The following is a 24,151-nucleotide window of genomic DNA, read 5'->3' on the forward strand; positions in this document are numbered from 1 at the left end:
CGGTCAAGACGCTGTCGCCTGCACGCCCCGCCCCCGATAATGCCGCCCTTTACGCACACAGCCAGGAGCCAGCCATGAGCGAGCGCGATGTCATGGAATACGACGTGGTCACGGTGGGCGCAGGCCCAGCCGGCCTCGCCTTCGCGATCCGACTGAAGCAGCTCAAGCCGGACCTGTCGGTCTGCGTGATCGAGAAGGCCTCGACCATCGGCGCGCAGATTCTCTCCGGTGCCGTGATCGAGCCCGGCCCGCTGGATGAACTGCTGCCCGGCTGGCGCGACAACCCGCCACCGGTCTGCGTGCCCGCCACCGAGGACGAGTTCTGGTTCCTCACCAAGACCGGCGGCTACAAGTTCCCGATCGCGCCGCCGCAGATGAACAACCACGGCAACTTCATCGTCAGCCTGGGCGCCACCTGCGCCTGGCTGGCACCGCAGGCCGAAGCCCTGGGCGTGGAGATCTACCCCGGCTTCGCCGCGGCCGAGACCCTGATCGAGGACGGCCGCGTGGTCGGCGTGCGCATCGGCGACATGGGCGTGGCGAAAGACGGCTCGCACAAGCCCGGTTACACTCAGGGCATCGACATCCGCGCGCGCATCACCGTGCTGGCTGAAGGTGCGCGCGGGCATCTCGCCAAGCCGCTGATCAAGCAGTACGGCCTCGATGCCAACAGCGATCCGCAGAGCTACTCGATCGGCATCAAGGAGCTGTGGCAGGTGCCGGAGGATCGCGTCAGCCCCGGCAAGATCGTGCACAGCCTGGGCTGGCCGGCCGACTCGCGCACCTACGGCGGCAGCTTCCTGTATCACCTCACGGGCGGGCGGATTGCGCTGGGCTATGTCTCGGGCCTGGACTACCGCGACCCGAACTACCAGCCCTACGAAGCCTTCCAGCAGTGGAAGCACCACCCGACCGTGAAGCCCCTGCTGGACGGCGGCAGCATTCTCTCGGCCGGCGCGCGCGCCATCGTCACTGGCGGCTACCAGAGCCTGCCCAAGACGGAGATGCCCGGCGCGATCCTGATCGGCTGCGACGCCGGCCTGGTCAACGTGCCCAAGATCAAGGGCGTCCATCAGGCGATGCGCTCGGGCATGCTCGCCGCCGAACACATCGCCAGCACCGACACCGCCGAAGGCTGGGACGCCAAGCTGCGCGGCTCGGTGGTGTACTCGGAGCTGAAGAAAGTCCGCAACTTCAAGCCCGGCTTCAAGAAGGGCCTGATGTTCGGCCTGATCAACTCGGGCTGGGAAACGGTGACCGGCGGCGCCTCGCCGTGGACGCTGAAGGTCAAGCCGGACTGGTCCTCGCTGCAGAAACTCAGCGAAGCCGAGAAGCCCAAGCGCGACTACGTGGACCGCAGCCTCGCCCCGCGCGACCGCCTGGCCGGCGTCTACTACGCCGCCACCGAGCACGACGAAGATCAGCCCGTGCACTTGCGCGTCGAAAACACCGACGTCTGCGTGACCAAGTGCGCCGAGGAATACGGCAACCCCTGCACCCGCTTCTGCCCCGCCGGCGTCTACGAGATGGTCGAGGACGAGGCCGGCAAGCGCCTGCAGATCAACGCCGCCAACTGCGTGCACTGCAAGACCTGCGACATCAAGGACCCCTACCAGATCATCAACTGGGTGACGCCTGAAGGGGCGGCAGGGCCGAACTACCAGAACCTGTAGCCGTGGCGAAGCCGCGAATCTCGTGGCTGCGGACGCTGGGGCTGACGCTCGCCCTGGCCTTGCCTGTGGCCGCGGCTCTGTATCTGGAGCGGGAGTTCCGGCCGGCGGCTGAAGTTGGCGACTCGGAGAGTTTGCTGCCGGAGCCGTGGCTGGAGTTGCCGGGGGAGCCGCAGCAGCTCGCATTTCCGCAAACGCGTCGAGATCTGTTGGACTTCATGATTATGGAGCGGACGCTGTCTTCTGCTCCGAAAGCGCCCAACCAGGACCTGTACGAGTCTCTGGCCTTCGATTGTGATGAAGTCCATCAGATACAGGGAGTTGATGTACTTCAGTTGTGGTGGGTCTCCGCCTTTGGAGGCGGAACGAAGCTGGAGCTGCGAGTTCGCGGACGACTGGCAGACCTTGAGCTTGGCGAATGGGAGAGCATGACGCCACCTCCGCCCCCGCCAAGCCCGGCCATCGACGACATGGCCTATGGGCACTCTCTTCGAGTCGAGCCGCAGCGCCGACAGCTGCGCGGTATTCCGCTCGAACAGCTGGAAACCGCGCGCTCGGCATGGACCTCGGAAGCGCTATGGACCACGTCCAGATCCCACCATGTGCCGAGCTGCATAGATGGTGATGCCGCTATCGTCAGCGGATGCGTGCAAGGCGAGTTCGCCGTTCACGTTCACCATTGCGGCTCGGCCGCTCAAGATGCGGCGCATCGCGTTATGGATAGCTTGGCACCGCTCATCGCGAAGGCGAAGCCGGTGAATTGAACTCGAAGCCAGCCGCGAGGGCGTGATTCCGATCGAACTGATCGATGGCGAGCGCCTTGTCGAACTGTTCGAAGAGAAGGGCCTGGGCGTGAAGCCCAAACAGATCCTCACCATCGATCACGCCTTCTTTGACGAGTTCCGGAAGTAGGGCTTCAAGCCATGGGCCGACTCGTCTGCGCACGCACATCGGAGCGCGCGAGGCGGTAGCGGAGCGGGCTTAGGGCCCCTCTCCCTGTGGGAGAGGGGCTCAAGAGCAGGGTGACCGGTCCATTGATCACGTTCGCAACGCACGGATCAGAGCGCGCTCCTGCGAATCCCGAATCCCGAATCCCAAGGCCGCGCAGCGGCCGATATCCCGGGCGCTCACGCTCGAGGACACCCCGCCCTCTCCCCAACCCCTCTCCCACAGGGAGAGGGGCTCAAGAGCAGGGCGACCGGTCCACTGACAAAGCTCGCAGCGCAAGGATCAGAGCGCGCTCCTGCGAATCCCCAATCCCCAATCCTAAGGCCGCGCAGCGGCCGTCATCCCGAGCGCGCGCGCAGCGCGCGCTCAGGGCAAGCGCCGGATCAACGCCCCCAGCCCGCCCAGCTTCTCTTCAATGCACTCGTAGCCGCGGTCGATGTGGTAGATGCGGTCGACCACGGTGTCGCCGCGGGCGACGAGACCCGCCAGCACCAGGCTGGCCGAGGCGCGCAGGTCGGTGGCCATGATCGGGGCGGCGGTAAGTTCGTTGACGCCGCGGATGATCGCGGAGTTGCCCTCGACGCGGATGTCAGCACCCAGGCGACGCAGCTCTTCGATGTGCATGAAGCGGTTCTCGAACACCGTCTCGGTCACGATGCCGACGCCTTCCGCGACCGCGTTCAAGGCCACGAACTGCGCCTGCATGTCGGTCGGAAATGCCGGGTAAGGCGCGGTAGTGAGGTCGACCGCGCGCGGGCGGCGGCCCTGCATGTCGAGCTCGATGTAGTCGGCGCCGGTGTTGATGTGGGCGCCGGCCTTCTCAAGCTTCTGCAGCACGGCGTCCAGCGTGTCGGCACGGGTGTGTTTGCACATCACCTTGCCGCGAGTGATCGCGCCAGCCACCAGGAAGGTGCCGGTCTCGATGCGGTCGGCGATGACGTCGTAGCGGCAGCCGTGGAGACGCTCGACGCCGTGCACGATCAGCGTGCTGGTGCCGATGCCCTCGATCTGCGCGCCCATCGCCTGCAGGCAGTGGGCGAGATCGGTGACCTCGGGCTCCTGCGCGGCGTTCTCGATGACCGTCGTGCCCTGCGCGAGGGTGGCCGCCATCAGGATGTTCTCGGTGCCTGTGACGGTCACCATGTCGAACACGAAGCGGGTGCCGCGCAATCGCTTGGCGCGGGCGCGGATGTTGCCGCCCTCGACGGTGATCTCGGCCCCCATCGCCTGCAGCCCGCGGATGTGCTGGTCAACCGGGCGCGAGCCGATCGCGCAGCCGCCCGGGAGGCTCACTTCGGCCTGACCGAAGCGCGCCACCAGCGGGCCCAGCACCAGGATCGAGGCGCGCATGGTCTTGACCAGCTCGTAGGGCGCGACGAATCGGTCGGCACGGCTGGCATCCAGGGTGATGCGCATGCGGTCTTCGATGCCGAGCGTGACCCCCATCTGGCCCAGCAGCTCCAGGGTGGTGGTGACGTCGTGCAGGTGCGGCACGTTGCCGATGTCCATCGGGCCGTCGGCCAGGAGGCCGGCGCAGAGGATGGGCAGCACGGCGTTCTTGGCGCCGGAGATCCACACCTCGCCGTTCAGCGGGCCGTTGCCGGTGATCTGGATTTTCGCCATCGGATCAGCCCTCGCCAGCTTCGGCGGGGGTCTGGGTCTTCAGCGACAGGGCGTGGATCGCGCCGCCCATCAGGTCGCCCAAGGTGGCGTAGACCATGCGATGACGGGCCAGCGGCAGCTTGCCGGCGAAGGCTTCGCAGATGACGAGGGCTTCGAAGTGCACGCCGTCGTCGCCCTGCACATGGGCGCGGGCGCCGGGCAGGCCGGCTTCGATCAGTTCACGGATGGTTTCAGGGGTCATGGGCAGGCTTGGCAGCGCCTCGCGGCCCGGCATGCAGCGCGCGGGTCGCGGGCGGCCCCGGTGCGGGGCGGGGTAGAATGGCCGGCGATTCTAAAGCATCCCCGCCGGCCGACCCGGCCGCTGCCACAACTCGTCAGAATCTGCCGGCGTTCTGCTGCCCTCCACACTGCGGAGCGCTGCTGGATCACCGCCTACCTGGAATCCCTTACGCCCCGCCATGAGTGCCCAAGTGCAGCCCCTGCCCTCTCTTCGCGACGCCGGCGGCCTCTCGTCCGAGTCGCTGGTCCACAGCGGGCGCGAGGTCATCGACATCGAGCGCAAGGCCATCGAGGCCCTCCGCGCGCGCATCGACCAGCATTTCGTCGCCGCCTGCCGACTGATGTTCGCCTGCGCGGGCCGCGTGGTCTGCAGCGGCATGGGCAAGTCGGGCCACATCGCGCGGAAGATCGCCGCCACCCTGGCTTCGACCGGCACGCCGGCGTTCTACGTGCATCCGGGCGAGGCCAGCCACGGCGATCTCGGCATGATCACCGACGCCGACGTGGTGATCGCCGTGTCGAACTCCGGCGAGACCGACGAGCTGTTGACCATCCTTCCGGTGCTGCGCCGGCAGGGCAATCCGTTGATCGCGATGACGGGCAAGCCCGAGTCGACGCTGGCTCGCCTCTCGGACGTGCATCTCGATGTCAGCGTGCCGGCCGAAGCCTGCCCGCTGGGTCTGGCGCCCACCTCCAGCACCACCGCTGCGCTGGTGATGGGCGATGCGCTGGCGGTCGCCCTGCTCGACGCGCGCGGGTTCACCGCCGACGATTTCGCGCGCTCGCACCCGGCCGGCAGCCTGGGTCGCCGCCTGCTGCTGCACATCGGCGACATCATGCACAGCGGCGAGGAAGTGCCGCGGGTGGCGGCCTCGGCCTCGATCAGCGAGGCGGTGCTGGAGATCAGCCGCAAGCGCCTGGGCATGACCGCCGTGGTCGACGCCGAAAATCGCCTGGTCGGCGTGTTCACCGACGGCGACCTGCGCCGAGCGATGGACGACCCCGGCTTCGACCTGCGCGCCACCGTCGTCGAGAGCGTGATGACCCGCGCGCCCAAGACGATCACCGCCGACAAGCTGGCGGTGGAAGCGGCGCGACTGATGGAGTCGCACAAGATCAGCGCGCTGGTGGTGGTCGATGCTGCACAACACGCGGTCGGCGCCCTCAACATCCATGACCTGCTGCGCGCCCGTGTCGTCTGAGCTGCGCCACCTGTCCGCGAGCGAAGCCCGGGCGCGCGCCGCGCGCGTCCGCTTGGCCGCGTTCGACGTCGACGGCACCCTGACCGACGGCCGCCTGTTCTTCAGCGACGACGGCCGCGAACTCAAGAGCTTCGACGTGCACGACGGCCAGGGCCTGAAGCTGCTGGCCGGCATCGGCGTCGAGATCGCCCTGATCACCGCCCGCACCAGCCCGCTGGTGGCGCGACGCGCGGCCGACCTTGGCATCCGCCATCTGATCCAGGGCAGCCACGACAAGGGCGCAGCGCTGTCCGCCCTGTGCGCCAGTCTGCGTATCGAAACCGAGGCCGCGGCCTTCATGGGCGATGACCTGCCCGATCTCGCGGCGATGGCCGTGGCCGGTTTCAGCGTGGCACCGGCAAACGCGCATGCCTGGGTCGCGGCAAGAGTTGACTGGCAGACGCGCGCGGCCGGCGGCTTCGGTGCGGTCCGCGAGTTCTGCGACTTCACCATCGAAGCCCAGGGCCGCAGCGCCGACGTGCTTTCGCGTTTCGTGCCGGGCTGACGCAGGCCATGCAGGCGCGCCAGATCCCCGTTCTGATCGGGCTGCTGCTGGCGGCTGCGGTGAGCAGCTGGCTGGTTTGGCTATTGCGCGAGCCCGCGCCGGCGCCGGCGCTGGTCGGGCCGCCGCGCTCGGACTACTTTCTCACCGACTTCTCGATGGTGGCGCTCGACGCGCAAGGCCGAGAATCCTTCGCCGCGCAAGGCCCGCGGCTGGCCCGGCATCCCACCGCCGGCACGCTGGAAGTGAGCGCGCCCGAGTTCACTCTTCCCGACGCCGAGGGGGGTCGCTGGCTGGCCCGCGCGGACGCCGCCTGGGTGAGCGCAGACGCCGGCGAACTGCGTCTGCTGCGCGCGGTGAGAGTGACTGCGCCCGAAGGCGCAGATGGCCCGTCCGAACTCCAGACCGAACGGCTGGACCTGTTCCCGCGCATGCGCCAGCTGCGCAGCGCCGATGCTGTGACCGCCTCCGGGCCCGGTTTTATACTCCGTGGCGTCGGCCTGGAGGCCCAGCTCGACACCCGCCGTTTCCGACTTCTTGACCAGGTGAGCGCCCGCTATGAGCCCCCTTCGCGCTGACGGCCGCCTGCTGGCTGGCCTGCTTCTACTGGCTGCCGCCGGCAGCGCGCTGGCCGCCAGCGCGGATCGCCAGCAGCCTGTCGATGTATCGGCCCGCGCTGGCGACGCGACTTTGGCCGACGGCGATTCGATCCTGAGCGGCGAGGTGGTGATCACCCAGGGCAGCCTGGAGATCCGCGCCGACAAGGCCACCCTGACGCGCAGCGCCGGTGAACTCAGTCGCGTGGTGTTCGAGGGCGAGCCCGCCTCGCTCAAGCAGATCGACGACCAGGGCCAGCCGGTCAATGTGCGAGCGCGCAAGGTCACCTACACCCCGACCTCAAACGAGGTGCTGCTCGAAGGCGCCGTGCAGGTCGAGCGGCCCGAGGGCACGCTGCAGGGCGAAGTGATCACCTACGACATGGCCAATGGGCGACTGAACGCTCGCGGCGAAAGCGCCAATGACCGCATCCGCATGAGCTTCCAGCCGCGCCCGAACCCGGCCGCACCCGCCACTCCGAAGGACGGCGGCTGATGCTGAGCGCCCGCAACCTGCGCAAGCGCTACCGCGATCGCGAGGTCGTGCGCGACTTCTCGCTGCAGCTCGACCGCGGCGAAGTCGTCGGCCTGCTCGGCCCCAACGGTGCCGGCAAAACCACCTGCTTCTACATGATCGTCGGCCTGGTGCCGGCGGACGGCGGCCAGATCCAGCTCGACAAGCAGGACATCACCGCCCTGCCGATGCACGCCCGCGCACGCCTGGGCGTCGGCTATCTGCCGCAGGAGGCCTCGGTGTTCCGGCGGCTGTCGGTGTCCGACAACATCCTCGCCGTGCTCGAGCTGCGCGAGGATCTCGGCGATGCCGAACGCCAGCGCGAGCTGCAGGCGCTGCTGGATGAACTGCAGATCGGCCACGTCGCCGACAGCCTCGGCGCCAGTCTGTCCGGCGGTGAGCGGCGCCGCGTCGAGATCGCCCGCGCGCTCGCGGCCAAGCCGCGGCTGATGCTGCTCGATGAGCCCTTCGCTGGCGTCGACCCGATCTCGGTCGGCGAGATCCAGCGCATCGTGCGACATCTGAAGTCGCGCGGCATCGGCGTGCTGATCACCGATCACAACGTGCGCGAGACGCTGGGCATCTGCGACCGCGCCTACATTCTGAACGACGGCGGCGTACTCGCCGAAGGCAGCCCGGCCGAGGTGCTGGAAAACGCCGAAGTGCGCCGCGTGTACCTGGGCGACGGGTTCCGGATGTGATGAGGCCCACCCTGCAACTGCGGATGGGTCAGCAGCTGACGCTGACCCCGCAGCTGCGGCAGGCGATCCGCCTGCTGCAGATGTCGACCGTAGAGCTGGAGGCGGAGCTGACCGAAGCCATCGAGTCCAACCCGCTGCTGGAACGCGCGGAGGACGCCGAGCCGCATGCCGCCGGCGCCGACGAGCCCTCGACGACGCAGGAAAGCGATCCCGCCGCGGAGCCCGCGAGCGAATCGGGCGGCGACGATGCCGCGGCCGAAATCCTCGAAAGCCCGCTCGACTACGAACCCGACTGGGACGTCGAGACCGGCGCGAGCGGCAGCGGTGGCGACAGCGATGAGCGTCTGGAATCCCTGCAGGGCACGGCCACCGCGAGCCTGCATGACCACCTGCTGTGGCAGCTGGGCCTGTCGCATCTGTCGGCACGCGACCAGGCCATCGGCCGCGCGCTGATCGACGCCATCGGCGACGACGGCTACCTGCTGGAGGATTTCGACTCGGTGCGGGCCACGCTGCGGCCGGAGATCGAAGCCGAGGCCGATGAGCTGCAGGCGGTGCTGACGCACATCCAGCAGTTCGATCCGCTCGGCGTCGGCGCACGCTCTCTGGCCGAGTGCCTGTGCGTACAGCTGCGCGCGCTGGCGGACGACAGCCCGGCCTGGGCGCTGGCGCAGAAAGTCGCGCAAGCCCATCTGGAAGACCTGGCACGTCTCGGCACGCTGAAACTGGCGCAGCTGCTGAAGATCGACGCCGAGCGGGTGGCCGAGGCCGTGGCCCTGCTGCGCCGACTGGACCCGAAGCCCGGCGCCAGCTATGGCGGCGAGCGCGTGGAGTACGTCGCACCGGATGCCTATGCCTGGCGGCAGGCCGGAGCTTGGCGGGTCAGCCTCGCGCCCGGCTGTCTGCCGCGGGTGGGCATCAATCGACAGTACGAGGCCATGATCGGCGTCGCCGCCCGCGGTGACGCCAGCTATCTGCGCGGCCAGCTGCAGGAGGCGCGCTGGCTGATCCGTTCGCTGGAGACCCGCGCCGACACCATCCTGCGCGTGGCCGAGTGCATCGTGCGGCAGCAGAGCGCCTTCTTGGAGCACGGCCCGGAAGCCATGCGTCCGCTGGTGCTGCGCGAGATCGCCGAAGAGCTCGACCTGCACGAATCGACCATCTCCCGCGTGACCACCCGCAAGTACCTGCACACCCCGCGCGGCACCTTCGAGTTCAAGCACTTCTTCTCGTCGGGTGTGTCGACGGTGGACGGCGGCAGCGCGTCGAGCACCGCCATCCAGGCCATGATCAAGCGCCTGATCGACGCCGAGTCCCCGCGCAAACCCCTGTCGGATGCGCGCCTGACCGCGCTGCTGCAGGCCGAGGGCATCACGGTGGCGCGGCGGACGGTGGCCAAGTACCGGGAAGCGATGAACATCCCCTCCTCAAACGAGCGCCAGCGGGTAAGCTGAGCGGGAATGGCCCGCCCCGACGATCCCGGCATCCTCCTCCGCCCCACCCTTCGGGCCTTGGGTGAGGCCGCGGTGGGCGCGGCGCCTGCCGGTACGGCAGCGCGAATCTTCGTCTCAGCAGTCCGGTTTTTCTTGCACGGACTTGAGTCCCACCCCTCGATCCCAAGCTGTTCTGGAGCGGCCCTTGCATGCCGTTCCTTGCCGCGCGGACCTACCCCCGCGCCCTCCCCTGCCGCCCGGAACGTGCCGGCAGCGGGCTCCAACCGAGCGTTCCCTTAGGAGGTTCCAGCCATGCGATTCGATATCAGTGGTCACCAGATCGACGTCACCGCCGCCCTGCGCGAGTACGTCGAAACCAAGCTGGCGCGCCTTGAGCGCCACTTCGACCACCTGCTCGATGTCCATGTGATCCTGTCGGTCGACAAGCTCGACCACAAGGCCGAAGCCACCCTGCATGCCGCCGGCCGCCACATTCACGCGGAGTCGGTCGCCGAGTCGATGTACGCCGCGATCGACCTCCTGGCCGACAAGCTCGATCGCCAGGTTCTGAAGCACAAAGAGAAGCTCACCGACCACCACCGCGGTGACGCACCCTCGCGCAACGGCAGCTTTGGCTAGTACCCTACGCCGCCGGGCCGGCCTGCTGGCCCGGCGGCCCGCCTTCCCCAGGCAAAGACCATGCTCCTGATCGACCTTCTGGCGCCCGCCCGCACTTCGGTGGGCGTCAGCGCCACCAGCAAGAAGCGCCTGTTGGAAACGCTCGCCGCCAGCCTGGCCGACGGCCAGGGCGATGCCTGCGAGCGCGCCATCTTCGACAGCCTGTTCGCCCGCGAGAAACTGGGCTCGACCGGGCTGGGCCACGGCGTCGCCATTCCACATGGACGCACGCCCGGCCTGAGCAACGCCATTGGCGCGTTCGTGCGCCTGTCCGACGGCATCGACTTCGGCGCCATCGATGGCGCTCCGGTCGACCTCGTGTTCGCCATGGCCGTGCCCGAGCACTTTAGCCACCAGCACCTGGTGCTGCTCTCCCAGCTCGCCGAAATGTTCGGCGATGCCGCGTTCTGCCAGCGCCTGCGCAGCGCCTCCGACAGCGCCAGCCTGTACGCCCTGCTGGCGGACTGGCAGCTCACTCACGCCGCCGCCTGAGCCCGCGCGCGGACGCATGGACGCCCGCATCAGCGCCCGCGAGCTATTCGAGCAACTGCAGGAGCGCCTGGGCCTGCGCTGGCTCGGCGGGCAACGCGGCGAGCGCCGCGAGATCGAGCCGGGTGAGCACCTTGTGCGCCGGCCGTCATTAGCCGGCTACCTCAACACCATCCACGCCAACAAGGTGCAGATCATCGGCGCCGAGGAGTTGGCCTACCTCGATGCGCTCGATTCCCGGCAGCGCTGGGAAACACTCGCCAAGATCATGAACGCACGGCCGCTGGCTCTGCTGGTCAGCCGCGACCAGGCCGCACCTCCGGATTTGCGCGACGCCTGCAACGAGACCGACACGCCGCTGTGGACGTCGCCGCGTCGCGGCCACGAGCTTCTGACCTACCTGCAGTACCACCTGGCGCGCGCACTGGCGCGGCGCGTGACCCTGCATGGCGTGTTCATGGAGGTCTACTCGATCGGCGTGCTGATCACCGGCGATTCCGGATCGGGCAAAAGCGAACTTGCGCTGGAGCTGATCACCCGCGGACATCGGCTGGTCGCCGACGATGCGCCCGAGTTCACCCAGATCGCGCCGGATGTTCTCGATGGCACCTGCCCCGAGCTGCTGCAGGATCTCATCGAAGTGCGCGGCCTGGGCATCCTCAACGTGCGCGAGATGTTCGGCGACACTTCAGTGAAGGGCAACAAGTACCTGCGACTCATCGTGCACCTGGAGCGCTACGATCCGGCTGCGCCACCGATCGCGCTCGATCGCCTGCACGGTGATCGCAGCGTCCGCCGCGTGCTCGATCTCGACATCCCACAGATCGCACTTCCCGTCGCGCCCGGGCGAAATCTTGCGGTGCTGGTCGAGGCCGCCGTGCGCTCGCACATTCTCAAAGCCAAAGGCGGCGACCCCGCGCAGACCTTCATGGACCGCCAGGCCCACCAGATGCGGAAACTCGAACCATGAACAGCTCATCCGAGGAGCAGCCTGCCGCGCCGCAGGTCCAGGTGCTGGTCGTCAGCGGTCTCTCGGGCTCCGGCAAGTCGGTGGCCCTGCGCACGCTGGAAGACCTCGACTACTACTGCGCCGACAACCTGCCCGCCGAGCTGCTGCCGCAGTTCGTCGAGAGCGTTGTGGACGGCGATCGCGACGCCACCCGCCTGGCCGTGGGCATCGATGTGCGCAATCGCGTGGCCGATCTCGCCGATCTGCCGGGGTCCTTGGCCGCGCTGGGCGAAGCAGGACACGGCTACCGGCTGGTCTTTCTGGACACTCGCGACGATGTGCTGATCAAGCGCTTCAACGAGACCCGCCGCCGCCATCCGCTGTCGCGCAACGGCCTGCCGCTGGCCGAAGCCATTGCCCACGAGCGCGCGCTGCTGCGACCGCTGGCGGCGCTGGCCGACGTGGTGATCGACAGCAGCGAACTCAACGTGCATCAGCTGCGACGCAAGATCACCACGGAGATCGCCAGCGAATCCTCGGCCGCGCGGCTGTCTATCCTGCTCGAATCCTTTGCCTACAAGCACGGCCTGCCTGCCGACGCCGATTTCGTGTTCGATGTGCGCTGCCTGCCGAATCCGCACTGGCTGCCGGCGCTGCGCCCGCTTTCTGGTCGGGACCGCGCGGTGCGAGACCATCTGGATGATCAACCGCTGGTGCGCGACTACCTCGACCTGGTGATCCGCTTTCTGGACAGCTTTCTGCCGCGCTTCGAGAACGACAGCCGCAGCTACGTCACGATCGCGTTCGGCTGCACCGGCGGTCGGCACCGTTCGGTGTACTGCGCAGAGGCCATTGCGGCGCACCTGCGCGACAATGGCCGCGAACAGGTGGTGACCTTCCACAGGGAGATCGAGTAATGCGGGATTCGGGATTCGGGATTCGGGATTCGGAAAAGCTCGGGATTCGGGATTCGGAAAAGCACCGGATCGCGTCGCCCCGCGCGTGCGCTGCATCGCCTGGAACGCCACGCTGATGGCCGTCGGGATTCTGCTGCTGACGCACCCGGGCATCGGCACCGCCTTGAGGGCTGTCGTGCAGAAGGTGCTTGGCAATCCGACCCTGCCCGTTGAGGTGCTCGAAGTGCCGTTCGACGCTGCGCTGGACGATCTCTCGATGCGTGCACGCGGCGCGCTGGCACGCCTCGACGGCGGTGAGGGCGTGTTGATCCTGACCGACCTCTACGGCGCCTCGCCCAGCAATCTGGCGGCGCGGCTTGAGTCAACGCCGGTGACGGTGCGGCGGGTGTCCGGGCTGAATCTGCCGATGCTGCTGCGCGTGCTGAACTACCCGGAGCAGAATCTGGACGCGCTGGCCCAGACCGCGGTCACCGGCGCCCGCAGCGGAGTGGTCAACGGCCATGCTTGAACGCGAACTGCAAGTGATCAACCGGCTCGGTCTGCACGCCCGGGCCTCGGCCAAGCTGGTGCAGCTGCTCGGCAGCTTCAAGGCGAATGCGTTCCTGGTCGGGCGCGGTCGGGAAGTCAATGCCAAAAGCATCATGGGCGTGATGCTGCTGGCGGCGGCCCAGGGCAGCAGCGTGATCCTCAAGGTCGACGGCCCCGACGAGGACGCCGCCATGGCTGCCGCCGTCGACCTGTTCGCCCGCGGCTTCGACGAGGAGAGCTGATGCGTCTGGTCCTGCACGGTGTGGCGGCAGCGCGGGGACTCGCGCTTGGCCGTGCGCACGTGCGGGAACCGCAGATGCACGAGGTGCGCGAGGAGCGCATCCCCGAAGGCGCGGTCGAGGGCGAGATCGAGCGCCTGCACGCTGCGCTCGACACCGCGCGCGTCGAGCTGCAGCAGATGCGTGAGCGCGTGCAGGGTGCGCTGGCCCACGAGCTGGGCGAGTTCCTCGACATCCACCAGCTGATCCTCGACGACCCGGAACTGCTGCTGGGGCTCGACGATCTGATCCGCACCGCGCGCTTCTCCGCCGACTATGCGCTGAAGCTGCAGCGCGACCGTCTGGTCGCGATCTTCGACGCGATCGATGACCCCTACATGCGCTCGCGCCGGGAGGACATCGAGCATGTCATCGGCCGGGTCTGGGCCGCGCTGCACCGGAGTCCTGCCAGTGAAACCCCCGGAGTCGCAGGTGAGGTGCTGGTCACCGACAGCGTCGCGCCGGCAGAGCTATCGCAGCTGACCGAGCGCGGCGTCGTCGCGATCATCACCGGCGCCGGCAGCGTGCTGTCACACAGCGCCATCCTGGCGCGCAGCCTGCATCTGCCGCTGATCGTCGGTGCCCACGAGGCGGTGGCCCAGATCAACGACGGCGACGCCCTGCTGATCGACGGCCACAGCGGCGAGATCATCGTCGAGCCCGACGCCGAGGACCTGCGCCGCTTCAAGCGACTGCAGCGCGAGAATGCGCGTGAGCGGCGCGCCCTGCAGAAGCTGCGCGACGCCGAAACGGTGACCCGCGACGGCGTCGAGATCCGTCTGCTGGCCAACGCCGAGTCACGCGATGACGTCCATCAGGCCTATGCGCTGGGTGCTTCCGGCATCGGCCTTTACCGCACCGAATTCCTGTTCATGCAGGGCCGCGGCGCCCCCGATGAGGAAGCGCAGTTCCTGGTCTATCGCGACCTGGTGATGGCCATGCGCGGTCGTCCGGTGACCCTGCGCACCTTGGACCTCGGCGCCGACAAGGCCGACCGCGCCGGCATCGCGCTCAGCCATGAGCCCAACCCCGCGCTGGGCCTGCGCGGCGTTCGCCTGTCACTGTCGCAGCCAGCGCTGTTCCGCAGCCAGCTGCGCGCGCTGTTGCGCGCGTCGGCGTACGGCAAGGTCAACATCCTGGTGCCTATGGTCGGCTTCCGCGAGGAAGTGCGCGCGGTGCGCGCTCTCGTCGATGCCTGCACCCGCGAGCTTGAAGCCGACGGCCATGCGGTCGCGAAGAAGGTCGCGCTGGGCGTGATGATCGAGGTGCCCGCGGCCGCGCTCGCCCTGTCATCGGTCGGCGGCGAGGTCGATTTCCTCAGCATCGGCACCAACGATCTCGTGCAGTACCTTCTCGCCATCGACCGCGGCAACGACGCCGTCGCCGCCCACAGCAGCCCGCTGCATCCGGCCGTACTGCGGGTGCTGCGCGAGATCCTGCAGTACGGCCAGCGCCGCGGCCTGTCGACCTCGGTCTGCGGGGAAATGGCGGGCGACCCTGCCCACACGCGCCTGCTGCTGGCGCTGGGCCTGACCGAGTTCAGCCTGCACCCCAATACCCTGCTGGAGGTCCGCGCGATCATCCGCGACAGCGATCTGGCCGCGCTGCGAAAGCTCGGCAGCCGCCTGCTGCGGGCCGCCGACCGCAGCGGCATCGAGCGGCTGCTGAAGACCGTGGGCTGACGTCTCGCCCCGTGCTGGCCTGGGGCGCGCTGGCTCTCGACAGATGCCTTGATGAAGGCATCAGGCCGCGGTCGCCCGCACGCACGCGCCTGCAAAGGGCGCCGCAACCCGAAGCCTCTAGCGCTGGACAACTCCCTGCTGCCCTTGCGTAGGTGCAGCGCTAGCGTGCAAGCGTGACAACGAGCACCCACACGATCTTCAGCAGCTCCATCGGCGGCACCGGGCCCCACAGCAGCAGACCCAGCACCAGCGCCGACAGTCCGTGCCCGATCCGCGCGTGCGAATCGAACTCGGCGTCCATGGCTCAAGCGCCGCGGCTGCGCTGGGTCAGCAGGTGATAGCCCAGCATGCCGATGCCGGCGGCGACGAACATCAGGCCGAAGGTGCCTGGGCTGTCGGCGCGCAGATCCAGCCACTCGATGACACCGAAGGCGGCGCCGAGCGAGGTCAGCACCATGCCCCACTTCAACGCTGAAGTGCGACGCGCGAGCTCGTCGGCCTCGATCAGCGAGCGCACCAGCGACTCGGAGGCGCTCGACTCGACCAGACGACGCCGAACGCGGCCGTCGAGAATCACTTTGACGATGTAGGCGATCGCAGCGAACAGGCTGATCGGGATGAGGATGGCGAAGTCCATGGTGTCTCTCCTTTGCACGACAGGCTCCGTGCCTGCCTTGCGAGATCAGAGACGGCCAACGCGGGCTCGGTTGCAGCGGGCGAGAAGTCTTTTTCGCAAGCGGCACTGCAACCGTCGATGCTCACGGTGTATCTGATGTCCGCATGAGCGATGACCGCACCCTGGTGGACGATGTGCTGCGCGAGCGACCCGGCGCCTTCGCGCGCCTAGTCGAGGCGCACCAGCGCCTGGTCTGGCACATTCTGCTGCGCATGGTGCGATCACCGCAGGACGCCGAGGACCTCTCGCAGGAGTGCTTCCTGCGGGTGTTCCGCAAGCTCGACCAGTTCCGCTTCGACTGCGCGCTGTCGAGCTGGATCGGCCGCATCGCCTTCAGCCTCGGCAGCCGGCACCTGGAACGCAAGGCGCTTCCGATCGAGCGCGGCGCGGCGTTCGAGGATGGCGAGGCCTTCGACCCGCTGGACCACATCGCCGATGAGACCGATATCGCCGCAGATCTCGCCGAGGCCGACCTGCAGGCGCATGCGCAGCGCCTGATCGAAGCCCTGCCGCCGCTGCAGCGAACCGTACTGAGCCTCTACCATGGCGAGGAGCTGGGCATCGCCGAGATCGCCCGCATCACCGAGCGCCCCGAAGGTACGATCAAGAATCTGCTGTTCCGCATCCGCCTGCGCCTGCGTGAAGCGCTCAAGGATGCGATCGGAGAACCCGCATGAGCATTCGTCCTGAACCCCCCGAGTCCAGCGAAGTCCCGCTCGATCCCCGCATCGAAGCGGAGTGGCGCCGTCAGGAGGCTGCGCGCCTGTCAGCCGCGAGCGGTGACGCCGCCCTCCGCTCTCCGGATCCTCTGTATGCCGCGCTGGCGCGCGCCGCAGCGCTGCCCGCCCCTGCCCTACCCGCGGGCTTCGCTGAACGTCTGCAGCGTCGCGTACATCGCGCGGATGCCGGTGATCGTTTCGAGATCGCCCTGCTCGGCGGCGTGCTGGCCGTCGGCGGTGTGCTCGCCCTTTTCTTCGGCCTGCCGGTGGTGGCCGAGCTGCTGCAGCCGCTGCAGTGGCAGCTGCCCTCGGCCACGGAGTTCGGACTGCACTGGGCGCTGATGGGCGCGGCGACCCTGGCGCTCAGCGGGCTGGTGAGCGGGCTGATCGAACGACGGCGCAGCGGGCCTGCCTGAGCTTCGGCTTGCGGCGCGACGGGCGCACCCGGTGTGCGCGAAGCCTGGTGTTCCCCGTGCGCCGCGATTCGTTCGGCGCGCGGCATCACCTCGTGAGGTTCTCCGGAAGGGCCGCGCTCAGCGCTGCCCGCACGGCTTCCATCGCGAGTGTGACGCAGCGGTGTCGGCGCGGCAGCGCGCGCATCTCGGCGAGGTCGGCGAGAGCACCCAAGCGGCCACGCACGGCGTCGTCCGGTTCAGGCGGCGTCTGGCCCAGCAGCCGCCGCAGATCGGCCTCGATCGCGTCCAAGGTCGACGGCGCACTGCCGACGAGCGCCTCGCCCAGCATCGAGGCCGTGGCCACGACGATGGCGCAGGCCTCGGCCTCGAAGGCGTAGTCGGCGATGCGCCCGTGCTCGACGCGCAGCTGCACGGAAAGGCTGTCGCCACACAGCGCGTTCTCGCCGCAGCCGCAGTGCGTCGCATGCACCAACACGCCGCGACGATGCGGCGAGCGACTGTGCTCAAGGATGGCGGAGCGGTAGGGGTTGGACATGCCCGGGGGCGGGATTCGGGATTCGGGATTCGGGATTCGCTGGTCGAGCTGGCGTCGAAGCTCCGCCGCAAGGCTCAACCCAGCAATCTGCGGGCCTTGTCGATCCCACGCACCAGCGCTTCGATCTCCGCCTCGGTATTGAAGAACGCCAGACTCGCGCGCAGCGTCGCCGGCACACCGAAGTAGCTCATCAGCGGATGCGCGCAGTGGTGACCCGAGCGCACGGCGATGCCTTCGAGATCCAACAGCGTCGCAAGGTCATGCGCGTGCGCGCCTTCCACCAGGAAGGAGATGACGGCCGCCTTCTCGCGCGCTTCGCCGAAAACGCGCAGGCCCGGCACCGCGCGCAGCGCCTCGGTCGCCACGCCCAGCAGGTACTGCTCACGCTCGGCGATCGCCGGCATGCCGATACCGGAGAGGAAATCAACGGCGGCGCCCAGGCCGATGAAGCCCGAGATGTTGGGCGTGCCGGCCTCGAACTTGTGCGGTGGCTCGTTGAAGGTGGTGCGCTCGAAGCTGACCGTGCGGATCATCTCGCCACCGCCAAAGAAGGGCGGCATCGACTGCAGGTGCTCGCGTTTCGCCCACAGCGCGCCGGTGCCGGTGGGGCCGGCCATCTTGTGGCCGGTGAAGACATAGAAATCGCAGCCGATCGCGGCGATGTCCACCGGCATGTGCGGCACCGCCTGCGAGCCGTCGACCAGCACTGGCACCCCAAGGCGTCGCGCCATCGCGCAGATCTCGCGGATCGGCGTCACCGTGCCCAGCACGTTGCTGACGTGGGTCACGGCCAGCAGCTTGACCCGGCCGTCGAGCTTCTTTTCAAGGTCGACGAGGTCGAGCTCGCCGTTCTGCAGGATCTCGACCGGCAGCACTTTCGCCCCGGTGCGCTCGGCGATGAGCTGCCAGGGCACCAGGTTGGCGTGGTGCTCCATGCGGCTGGCGAGGATCACATCGCCGGCCTGCAGCTTCGGCAGCAGATAGCTGTAGGCCACCAGGTTGATGGCCTGGGTGGTGCCCGAGGTGAACACCAGCTCGTCGCTGCGAACGTTCAGGAACTTGGCGAGCTTGCCGCGTGCGCCTTCGTAGGCCGCAGTCGCCTCTTCGCCCAGACTGTGCACCGCGCGCGCCACGTTGGCCGTGTAGCGGCTGTAGTAGGCGTCCATCGCCTCGATGACCGCGCGCGGCTTCTGCCCGGTGTTTGCGTTGTCGAGATAGACCAGCGGCTTGCCGTGGACTTGGCGCGCCAGCACCGGGAACTCGGCGCGCAGGGCGAGCCAGTCGATGGAGGTGTTGGGCTGGCGCAGGGCGTTCACAGGGCGGCTCCTTCGATACGCGCGATCAGCGCGTCGGTGAGGGTTTCGATCAGCGCGGTCTGCTCGACGACTTCGATGGCCTCGACCAGGAAGGCGCGGGTCAACAGCGCCCGGGCCTCGTCGCGAGGGATGCCGCGCGAGCGCAGATAGAACAAGGCGGTCGCGTCGAGCTGGCCGACCGTCGCACCGTGCGCGGCCTTGACCTCGTCGGCATCGATCACCAGCACCGGCTGGGTGTTGACCTCGGCGGTGTCGGACAGCAGCAGATTGCGATCCGACAGCTCGGCGTCGGTGCCGTCGGCACCTTCGCGGATGCGGATGCCGCCGTAGAAGCTGAGCTTGCCGCGACCTGCGGCCAGCCCACGCCAGCGCAGATCGCAGCGGGTGTCGCGGGCCACATGGTCGACGCTCAGGCGCACATCCACCGCTCGCCTCGCATCGGCGAGCTGCGCGCCGCCAGAGATGAAGGCTGCCGCTTCGCCCTGCAGTTCGGCGTTGAGCTCCAAGCGCGACAGCGCGGCGCCGAGCTCCAGATCCACGCGGCGGTAGCGCGCGCCGGCCGCCAGCGCGGCATCCACGCGCGCGAACAGCTGTGCACCGTCGGCAGCATTCTGCACGCGCGCGTGGGTCAGCTCCGCCCCTGGCTTCAAGTGCACCTGCGCCAGCGTGTTGTCGAGATGCGCATGCGCCTCGAAGCCCAGCACGTGTTCGACCACGCTGAGGCGTGCATTGGCGCCAAGGTCGAGCAGATGGCGCAGATGCCAGGCGACCTCGGCCGACTCGGGCGCGCCGATCGACACCAGATGCAGTGGCGCGTCGATCTGCGCATGGGCCTCGACCTCGATCACCACACCCTCGACGGCCAGCGCCGCGTTGGCGCGTGCGAAGACGTCATCGGCAATGGTGAAGCGTCGCCCCAGATGGACGACGTCGCGCGCATGCGCGTCGGGCAGCAGACGGCCGAGCGTGTGCACCGAGAGGCCCGCGGGCAGCGCCGACAGATCGCTGAGTGCGGTGTCCAGCCAGCCGTTGACGAAGACCAGGCGCGGCCGCGGGATGTGCGTGATCAACGCAGCATCGACACTCGCGCCAGCGGAGGCGCGATAACTGCGCTGGCCGAGTGCGCGCAGGCTGGTATAGCGCCAGCGCTCGGCGCGCTGGGCCGGCAAGCCGTCGACCAGCAGAGCATCGAGCGCCGCCTTGCGCGCATCAGCCAAGCCCGCTGCTGCGCGTAGAGGCTCGGGCAGCTCGGCCCAGCGCTGGGCAAAGCTTTCAATCAGGGCGGACATCAGACCGCCTCCGGGCTCTGCCGGTCCTTGATCCAGGCATAGCCGTGCGATTCGAGCTCACGTGCCAGTTCCGGCCCGCCGCTCTCGACGATGCGGCCCTCGGCCAGCACATGCACCACGTCGGGCACGATGTAGTCGAGCAGGCGCTGGTAGTGGGTGATGACCAGGAAGCTGCGCTCGGGCGAACGCTGCGCATTGACGCCATCAGCAACGGCCTTCAGCGCATCGATGTCGAGGCCGGAATCGGTCTCGTCGAGGATGGCGAGCTTCGGCTCCAGCACGGCCATCTGGAAGATCTCGTTGCGCTTCTTCTCGCCGCCCGAGAAGCCCGAGTTGACCGCGCGATGCAGCAGCTCTTCCTTGAGGCTCAGGATCTGCAGCTTCTGCCGCACCAGCTTCAGGAACTGCATGGCATCGAGTTCTTCCTCGCCGCGCGCCTTGCGCTGCGCATTCAGCGCCGCGCGAAGGAAATAGGTGTTGTTCACCCCCGGAATCTCCACCGGGTACTGGAAGGCCAGGAAAACACCGGCAGCCGCGCGCTCTTCCGGCTCCAGGGCCAGCAAGTCGACGCCGTTGAACTCGACCGAGCCCTGCGTGACCTCATAGCCCTCGCGCCCGGCCAGCACATGGCCGAGCGTGGACTTGCCGGCACCGTTGGGGCCCATGATGGCGTGCAGCTTGCCGGGCTCAAGCGTCAGCGACAGACCCTTGAGGATTTCGCGCTCACCGGCGCGGACGTGGAGGTTGGTGATCTTGAGCATGGGATTCGGGATTGGGGATTCGGGATTCGTGGGGTGGCGCGGCAATACTTGCCGCAGCCTCAAACTTTGGGCCCCTCTCCCCACGGGAGAGGGGTTGGGGTGAGGGGCGATACAGAGCGGCAGCCGGGATAACTTGGGAGAGTCAAAGGCTCGGGCTTTGAATCCCTAATCCCCAATCCCCAATCCCGGCTCTATCCAACCGCTCCCTCAAGCGACACCTCAAGCAGCTTCTTCGCCTCCACCGCGAACTCCATCGGCAGCTCCTTGAAGACCTGCTTGCAGAAACCGTCGACGATCATCGACACCGCGTCTTCCTCGCCGATGCCGCGAGCGCGGCAGTAGAAGAGCTGGTCGTCGCTGATCTTGGAAGTGGTCGCCTCGTGCTCGACGATGGCGTCGGGACGGCGTACTTCGATGTACGGAAAGGTGTGGGCGCCGCAGCGCTTGCCAATCAGCAGACTGTCGCACTGGGTGTAGTTGCGCGCGTTCTCCGCACCCTTGCCGACGTGCACCAGGCCGCGATAGGTGTTCTGGCCGCGTCCGGCGCTGATGCCCTTGCTGATGATCTTGCTCTTGGTGTTCTTGCCCAAGTGGATCATCTTGGTGCCGGTGTCCGCCTGCTGGCGGTGATGCGTCAGTGCCACCGAGTAGAACTCACCCACCGAGTCATCGCCCTTCAGCACGCAGCTCGGGTACTTCCAAGTGATGGCCGAGCCGGTCTCGACCTGGGTCCAGCTGATTTTCGACTTGGCCCCGCGACACTCGCCGCGCTTGGTCACGAAGTTGTAAATGCCGCCGACGCCGTTCTCGTCGCCCGGGTACCAGTTCTGTACGGTCGAGTACTTGATCTCGGCCCGCTCAAGCGTCACCAGCTCGACCACCGCCGCATGCAGCTGGTTCTCGTCGCGCTGCGGTGCGGTGCAGCCTTCGAGGTAGCTCACGTGGCTGCCCTCGTCGGCAATGATGAGCGTGCGCTCGAACTGGCCGGTCTCAGCGGCGTTGATGCGGAAGTAGGTGCTGAGCTCCATCGGGCAGCGCACGCCCTTCGGGATGTAGACGAAGCTGCCGTCCGAGAACACCGCCGAGTTCAGCGCGGCGAAGTAGTTGTCGGCCACTGGCACCACGCTGCCGAGGTACTGGCGCACCAGCTCCGGGTGTTCGTGCACAGCCTCGGAGAAGCTGCAGAAGATCACACCGACCGCGGCCAGCTCTTTCTTGAAGGTGGTGCCGACCGAGACCGAGTCGAACACGGCATCGACGGCAACACCGGCGAGCTTGGCGCGCTCGTGCAGAGGCACGCCGAGCTTCTCGTACGTCTCCAGCAGCTTGGGATCGACCTCATCCAGCGAGGCGTACTTCTTCTTCGGCTGCGCGAAGTAGCTGATGTCCTGGTAATCGATCGGGGCGATCTTCAGCTTGGCCCAGTCCGGCGGCGTCATCGTCAGCCAGTGCCGATAGGCGGCCAGCCGCCATTCGGTGAGCCACTCGGGCTCGTCCTTCTTGGCGGAGATCATGCGCACGACATCTTCGCTCAGGCCCTTGGGCGCGATCTCAGTGTCGATGTCGGTCACGAAGCCGGCCGAGTACTGTCGGGCCAAGGCTTCTTCGATGTCCTTGCGTTCGGTGGCCATGGGGCTGCCTATGCGATGTGGCAAACGGATGGAGCGGTCATTCGCTGGCAATGACCAAGGGGATGGATTGGGTCTTGCGAACCGGGCCACGCGGCGGCGGCCTCAGCAGGTCGATCAGGCTGACGCCGTGCAGGGCTTCGGCAATCACATCGTTGACGCGCCGCCAGTTGGCGCGCACGCCGCAGCGATGCTCGATACCGCACTGGCCCTGCTGGCCCACGCATTCGGTGACCGCCAGCGGCCCTTCGATGGCCTCGATCACATGGATCAGCCTGATCTCCTCGGCCGCGCATGCCAGCCGGTAGCCGCCGGCCGCACCGCGGAAGCTCTGCACCAGCTGTGCTTGTGCCAGCAGCTTCAGCAGTTTGGATACGGTCGGCAGCTCCAGCCCCGCCTTCTCTGCCAAGCCGGCAGCGCTATGCACAGCCTCGCCATCGGCGGCCATCACGGTCAGCACGAGGGTGGCGTAGTCGGTGAGCTTGGTGACGCGAAGCATGCGCGGCAGCCGGTTCCGTCAAACAGGACCGAAATTGTACTCATTGACGGACGCCGGCTCAATCCACGCGGGATGAAGACGACTCGCGCACGGCGTGGTCCTTGAAGCCCGCGCGCCCTGAATCCAGCTGACGCGCGACCGCGCAATCGGTTCGTGCAAACCACCGCCCGCGCAATGACTTCGGCTTTAGTCGCGGGCGAGTTCGGCAATCACCTGCTGCAGACCGATCCGCCAGTCCGGCAGCGCCAGCCCATAGCCCTGCTGAAGCTTGGCGTTGTCGAGACGGGAGAAGGCGGGCCGCTTCGCCCTGGTCGGATACTCGGCGGTGGTGATAGCGCGCACCTCCGGCGCTGCGGCGATCAGGCCTGCGGCCAGCGCTTCCTCGAAGATCGCCCAGGCAAACGCGTACCAGCTGCACTCGCCTGCGGCGGTCAGATGCAAGAGTTCGCCATGCGGCGCATCGAGATCGGTGCGAGCCAACAGCGCCGCTGTCGCCGCAGCGATCCAGCGCGCCGGGGTCGGTGCGCCGCGCTGATCGGCCACCACTGAGAGCTGCGGGCGCTGCTCCGCCAATCGCAGCATGGTGCGCAGGAAGTTCTGCCCGCGCGCCGCGTACACCCAGGACGTGCGCAGGATGAAGTGGGCGCAGCCGCTTTCCACGATGGCCGATTCACCCGCACGCTTGCTGGCGCCATACACGCCAAGCGGAGCGGTGGCGTCCTGTTCGCGCCAAGGGCGTGCGCCCTGGCCGGAGAAAACATAGTCGGTCGAGTAGTGCAGCAGCCAAGCCCGCTGCCGGGCACAGGCAGCGGCCAAGGCCGCGACGGCTTCCGCATTCACCTTGAAGGCAAGATCGGGCTCGTCCTCGGCGCGATCGACCGCGGTGTACGCCGCCGCATTCACCACCACCCGCGGGCGCAGGCGCTCGACCAAGGCGACCACGGCCTCTGGTTCGGCGATATCGAGCGCATGGCATCGACCCGTTCCGGGTAGCCGCCCTGAACGCGTGGTGCACTCGATGGCCCCCAAGGGTGCCAAGGCGCGCACCAGTTCGAAGCCCACTTGCCCGTTCGCGCCCAACACCAGTATCAACATCGAAACACTCCAACACTTGGAAGCGGCGCAGCGTACCTCCGCCTCAGCTCGCGGTGCGTGGGTCGATCGTCCGGCTGCGAAGGAACGCATGGCCGCCGGTGATCCAAGTTCAGAACGCAAGCAAAGATGCACTCCCGGCGGGCACCAGGCGCATTCCCGGAACTGGGCGCCTCACCTCGCGGCAGAGTG

28 protein-coding genes are annotated in these 24,151 nt (G+C 67.9%); 17 read left to right on the forward strand and 11 right to left on the reverse strand.

The annotated features are described in order from the left end of the window. Nucleotides 1–74: 74 nt before the first annotated feature. The gene (locus H4O13_09595; protein MBE5315643.1) at nucleotides 75–1,673 is read left to right on the forward strand and encodes an electron transfer flavoprotein-ubiquinone oxidoreductase; all 1,599 of its coding nucleotides are present in this window, start codon (nucleotides 75–77) and stop codon (nucleotides 1,671–1,673) included. A 2-nt stretch (nucleotides 1,674–1,675) separates the two neighbouring features. After that, nucleotides 1,676–2,434: a hypothetical protein gene (locus H4O13_09600; GenBank protein MBE5315644.1), complete on the forward strand. Its 759-nt coding sequence runs from the start codon at nucleotides 1,676–1,678 to the stop codon at nucleotides 2,432–2,434. Between the two features lie 550 nt (nucleotides 2,435–2,984). Here the strand turns inward: H4O13_09600 and murA are convergent. Next, nucleotides 2,985–4,241 (reverse strand): UDP-N-acetylglucosamine 1-carboxyvinyltransferase, encoded by a 1,257-nt coding sequence (gene murA, locus H4O13_09605; protein MBE5315645.1) that lies wholly within the window; start codon nucleotides 4,239–4,241, stop codon nucleotides 2,985–2,987. Between the two features lie 4 nt (nucleotides 4,242–4,245). After that, complete coding sequence (locus tag H4O13_09610) at nucleotides 4,246–4,482, reverse strand: BolA family transcriptional regulator (protein ID MBE5315646.1); 237 nt, start codon at nucleotides 4,480–4,482, stop codon at nucleotides 4,246–4,248. A gap of 217 nt (nucleotides 4,483–4,699) precedes the next feature. Here H4O13_09610 and H4O13_09615 point away from each other — a divergent pair, with 217 nt between their 5' ends. The 13 genes from H4O13_09615 (at nucleotide 4,700) to ptsP (ending at nucleotide 15,028) form a co-directional block, all read left to right on the forward strand. Then, nucleotides 4,700–5,722: a KpsF/GutQ family sugar-phosphate isomerase gene (locus tag H4O13_09615; GenBank protein MBE5315647.1), complete on the forward strand. Its 1,023-nt coding sequence runs from the start codon at nucleotides 4,700–4,702 to the stop codon at nucleotides 5,720–5,722. Beyond that, entirely contained in the window at nucleotides 5,694–6,266 is a 573-nt protein-coding gene (locus tag H4O13_09620; GenBank protein MBE5315648.1) for an HAD hydrolase family protein, read from the forward strand. Before H4O13_09615 ends, H4O13_09620 begins: the two co-directional genes overlap by 29 nt. A gap of 8 nt (nucleotides 6,267–6,274) precedes the next feature. After that, nucleotides 6,275–6,841 (forward strand): LPS export ABC transporter periplasmic protein LptC, encoded by a 567-nt coding sequence (lptC, locus tag H4O13_09625; protein MBE5315649.1) that lies wholly within the window; start codon nucleotides 6,275–6,277, stop codon nucleotides 6,839–6,841. Beyond that, on the forward strand, nucleotides 6,822–7,355 hold the full coding sequence (gene lptA, locus H4O13_09630) for a lipopolysaccharide transport periplasmic protein LptA (protein MBE5315650.1): 534 nt from the start codon (nucleotides 6,822–6,824) through the stop codon (nucleotides 7,353–7,355). Before lptC ends, lptA begins: the two co-directional genes overlap by 20 nt. After that, on the forward strand, nucleotides 7,355–8,074 hold the full coding sequence (lptB, locus tag H4O13_09635; GenBank protein ID MBE5315651.1) for an LPS export ABC transporter ATP-binding protein: 720 nt from the start codon (nucleotides 7,355–7,357) through the stop codon (nucleotides 8,072–8,074). Before lptA ends, lptB begins: the two co-directional genes overlap by 1 nt. Then, nucleotides 8,074–9,528, forward strand: a complete 1,455-nt coding sequence (locus H4O13_09640; protein ID MBE5315652.1) for an RNA polymerase factor sigma-54 — start codon at nucleotides 8,074–8,076, stop codon at nucleotides 9,526–9,528. Before lptB ends, H4O13_09640 begins: the two co-directional genes overlap by 1 nt. Before the next feature lie 291 nt (nucleotides 9,529–9,819). Continuing rightward, nucleotides 9,820–10,146 carry a ribosome-associated translation inhibitor RaiA gene (raiA, locus tag H4O13_09645; GenBank protein MBE5315653.1) on the forward strand — a complete coding sequence of 109 codons (327 nt, stop codon included), beginning with the start codon at nucleotides 9,820–9,822 and terminating at the stop codon, nucleotides 10,144–10,146. A gap of 60 nt (nucleotides 10,147–10,206) precedes the next feature. Further along, nucleotides 10,207–10,677: a PTS IIA-like nitrogen regulatory protein PtsN gene (gene ptsN, locus H4O13_09650; protein ID MBE5315654.1), complete on the forward strand. Its 471-nt coding sequence runs from the start codon at nucleotides 10,207–10,209 to the stop codon at nucleotides 10,675–10,677. Nucleotides 10,678–10,693: 16 nt separating this feature from the next. After that, nucleotides 10,694–11,644 carry an HPr(Ser) kinase/phosphatase gene (hprK, locus tag H4O13_09655; GenBank protein MBE5315655.1) on the forward strand — a complete coding sequence of 317 codons (951 nt, stop codon included), beginning with the start codon at nucleotides 10,694–10,696 and terminating at the stop codon, nucleotides 11,642–11,644. After that, entirely contained in the window at nucleotides 11,641–12,540 is a 900-nt protein-coding gene (gene rapZ, locus H4O13_09660; GenBank protein MBE5315656.1) for an RNase adapter RapZ, read from the forward strand. Before hprK ends, rapZ begins: the two co-directional genes overlap by 4 nt. Nucleotides 12,541–12,655: 115 nt before the next feature. Further along, nucleotides 12,656–13,048, forward strand: coding sequence for a PTS sugar transporter subunit IIA (locus tag H4O13_09665; GenBank protein MBE5315657.1), 393 nt, complete (start codon nucleotides 12,656–12,658; stop codon nucleotides 13,046–13,048). Beyond that, a complete protein-coding gene (locus H4O13_09670; GenBank protein ID MBE5315658.1) occupies nucleotides 13,041–13,310 on the forward strand; it encodes an HPr family phosphocarrier protein in 270 nt (89 codons plus the stop codon). Before H4O13_09665 ends, H4O13_09670 begins: the two co-directional genes overlap by 8 nt. After that, nucleotides 13,310–15,028: a phosphoenolpyruvate--protein phosphotransferase gene (gene ptsP / locus H4O13_09675; GenBank protein MBE5315659.1), complete on the forward strand. Its 1,719-nt coding sequence runs from the start codon at nucleotides 13,310–13,312 to the stop codon at nucleotides 15,026–15,028. The genes H4O13_09670 and ptsP overlap by 1 nt, the downstream gene beginning before the upstream one ends. A 160-nt stretch (nucleotides 15,029–15,188) precedes the next feature. Here ptsP and H4O13_09680 read toward each other — a convergent pair whose 3' ends face one another. Next, complete coding sequence (locus tag H4O13_09680) at nucleotides 15,189–15,329, reverse strand: hypothetical protein (GenBank protein ID MBE5315660.1); 141 nt, start codon at nucleotides 15,327–15,329, stop codon at nucleotides 15,189–15,191. A gap of 3 nt (nucleotides 15,330–15,332) precedes the next feature. Next, nucleotides 15,333–15,665 (reverse strand): hypothetical protein, encoded by a 333-nt coding sequence (locus H4O13_09685; GenBank protein MBE5315661.1) that lies wholly within the window; start codon nucleotides 15,663–15,665, stop codon nucleotides 15,333–15,335. 143 nt (nucleotides 15,666–15,808) lie between these two features. Between H4O13_09685 and H4O13_09690 the strand changes: the two genes are divergently transcribed. Then, nucleotides 15,809–16,381, forward strand: coding sequence for a sigma-70 family RNA polymerase sigma factor (locus H4O13_09690; protein MBE5315662.1), 573 nt, complete (start codon nucleotides 15,809–15,811; stop codon nucleotides 16,379–16,381). After that, the gene (locus tag H4O13_09695) at nucleotides 16,378–16,839 is read left to right on the forward strand and encodes a hypothetical protein (GenBank protein MBE5315663.1); all 462 of its coding nucleotides are present in this window, start codon (nucleotides 16,378–16,380) and stop codon (nucleotides 16,837–16,839) included. Before H4O13_09690 ends, H4O13_09695 begins: the two co-directional genes overlap by 4 nt. An 85-nt stretch (nucleotides 16,840–16,924) precedes the next feature. Here H4O13_09695 and H4O13_09700 read toward each other — a convergent pair whose 3' ends face one another. The 7 genes from H4O13_09700 to rfbD all read right to left on the reverse strand — a co-directional run bounded on the left by H4O13_09700 (nucleotide 16,925) and on the right by rfbD (nucleotide 23,962). Continuing rightward, nucleotides 16,925–17,374, reverse strand: coding sequence for an iron-sulfur cluster assembly scaffold protein (locus tag H4O13_09700; protein ID MBE5315664.1), 450 nt, complete (start codon nucleotides 17,372–17,374; stop codon nucleotides 16,925–16,927). 74 nt (nucleotides 17,375–17,448) lie between these two features. Next, the gene (locus H4O13_09705; protein MBE5315665.1) at nucleotides 17,449–18,690 is read right to left on the reverse strand and encodes a cysteine desulfurase; all 1,242 of its coding nucleotides are present in this window, start codon (nucleotides 18,688–18,690) and stop codon (nucleotides 17,449–17,451) included. Continuing rightward, a complete protein-coding gene (gene sufD / locus H4O13_09710; protein ID MBE5315666.1) occupies nucleotides 18,687–19,979 on the reverse strand; it encodes a Fe-S cluster assembly protein SufD in 1,293 nt (430 codons plus the stop codon). Before sufD ends, H4O13_09705 begins: the two co-directional genes overlap by 4 nt. Beyond that, a complete protein-coding gene (sufC, locus tag H4O13_09715; protein MBE5315667.1) occupies nucleotides 19,979–20,740 on the reverse strand; it encodes a Fe-S cluster assembly ATPase SufC in 762 nt (253 codons plus the stop codon). The genes sufD and sufC overlap by 1 nt, the downstream gene beginning before the upstream one ends. 191 nt (nucleotides 20,741–20,931) lie before the next feature. After that, nucleotides 20,932–22,371, reverse strand: a complete 1,440-nt coding sequence (gene sufB / locus H4O13_09720) for a Fe-S cluster assembly protein SufB (protein ID MBE5315668.1) — start codon at nucleotides 22,369–22,371, stop codon at nucleotides 20,932–20,934. Between the two features lie 37 nt (nucleotides 22,372–22,408). After that, nucleotides 22,409–22,867: an SUF system Fe-S cluster assembly regulator gene (locus H4O13_09725; GenBank protein MBE5315669.1), complete on the reverse strand. Its 459-nt coding sequence runs from the start codon at nucleotides 22,865–22,867 to the stop codon at nucleotides 22,409–22,411. Between the two features lie 186 nt (nucleotides 22,868–23,053). Beyond that, complete coding sequence (rfbD, locus tag H4O13_09730) at nucleotides 23,054–23,962, reverse strand: dTDP-4-dehydrorhamnose reductase (protein ID MBE5315670.1); 909 nt, start codon at nucleotides 23,960–23,962, stop codon at nucleotides 23,054–23,056. Between the last annotated feature and the right edge of the window lie 189 nt (nucleotides 23,963–24,151).

Source organism: Lysobacterales bacterium (assembly GCA_014946745.1).
GTDB lineage: Bacteria > Pseudomonadota > Gammaproteobacteria > Xanthomonadales > Xanthomonadaceae > Aquimonas.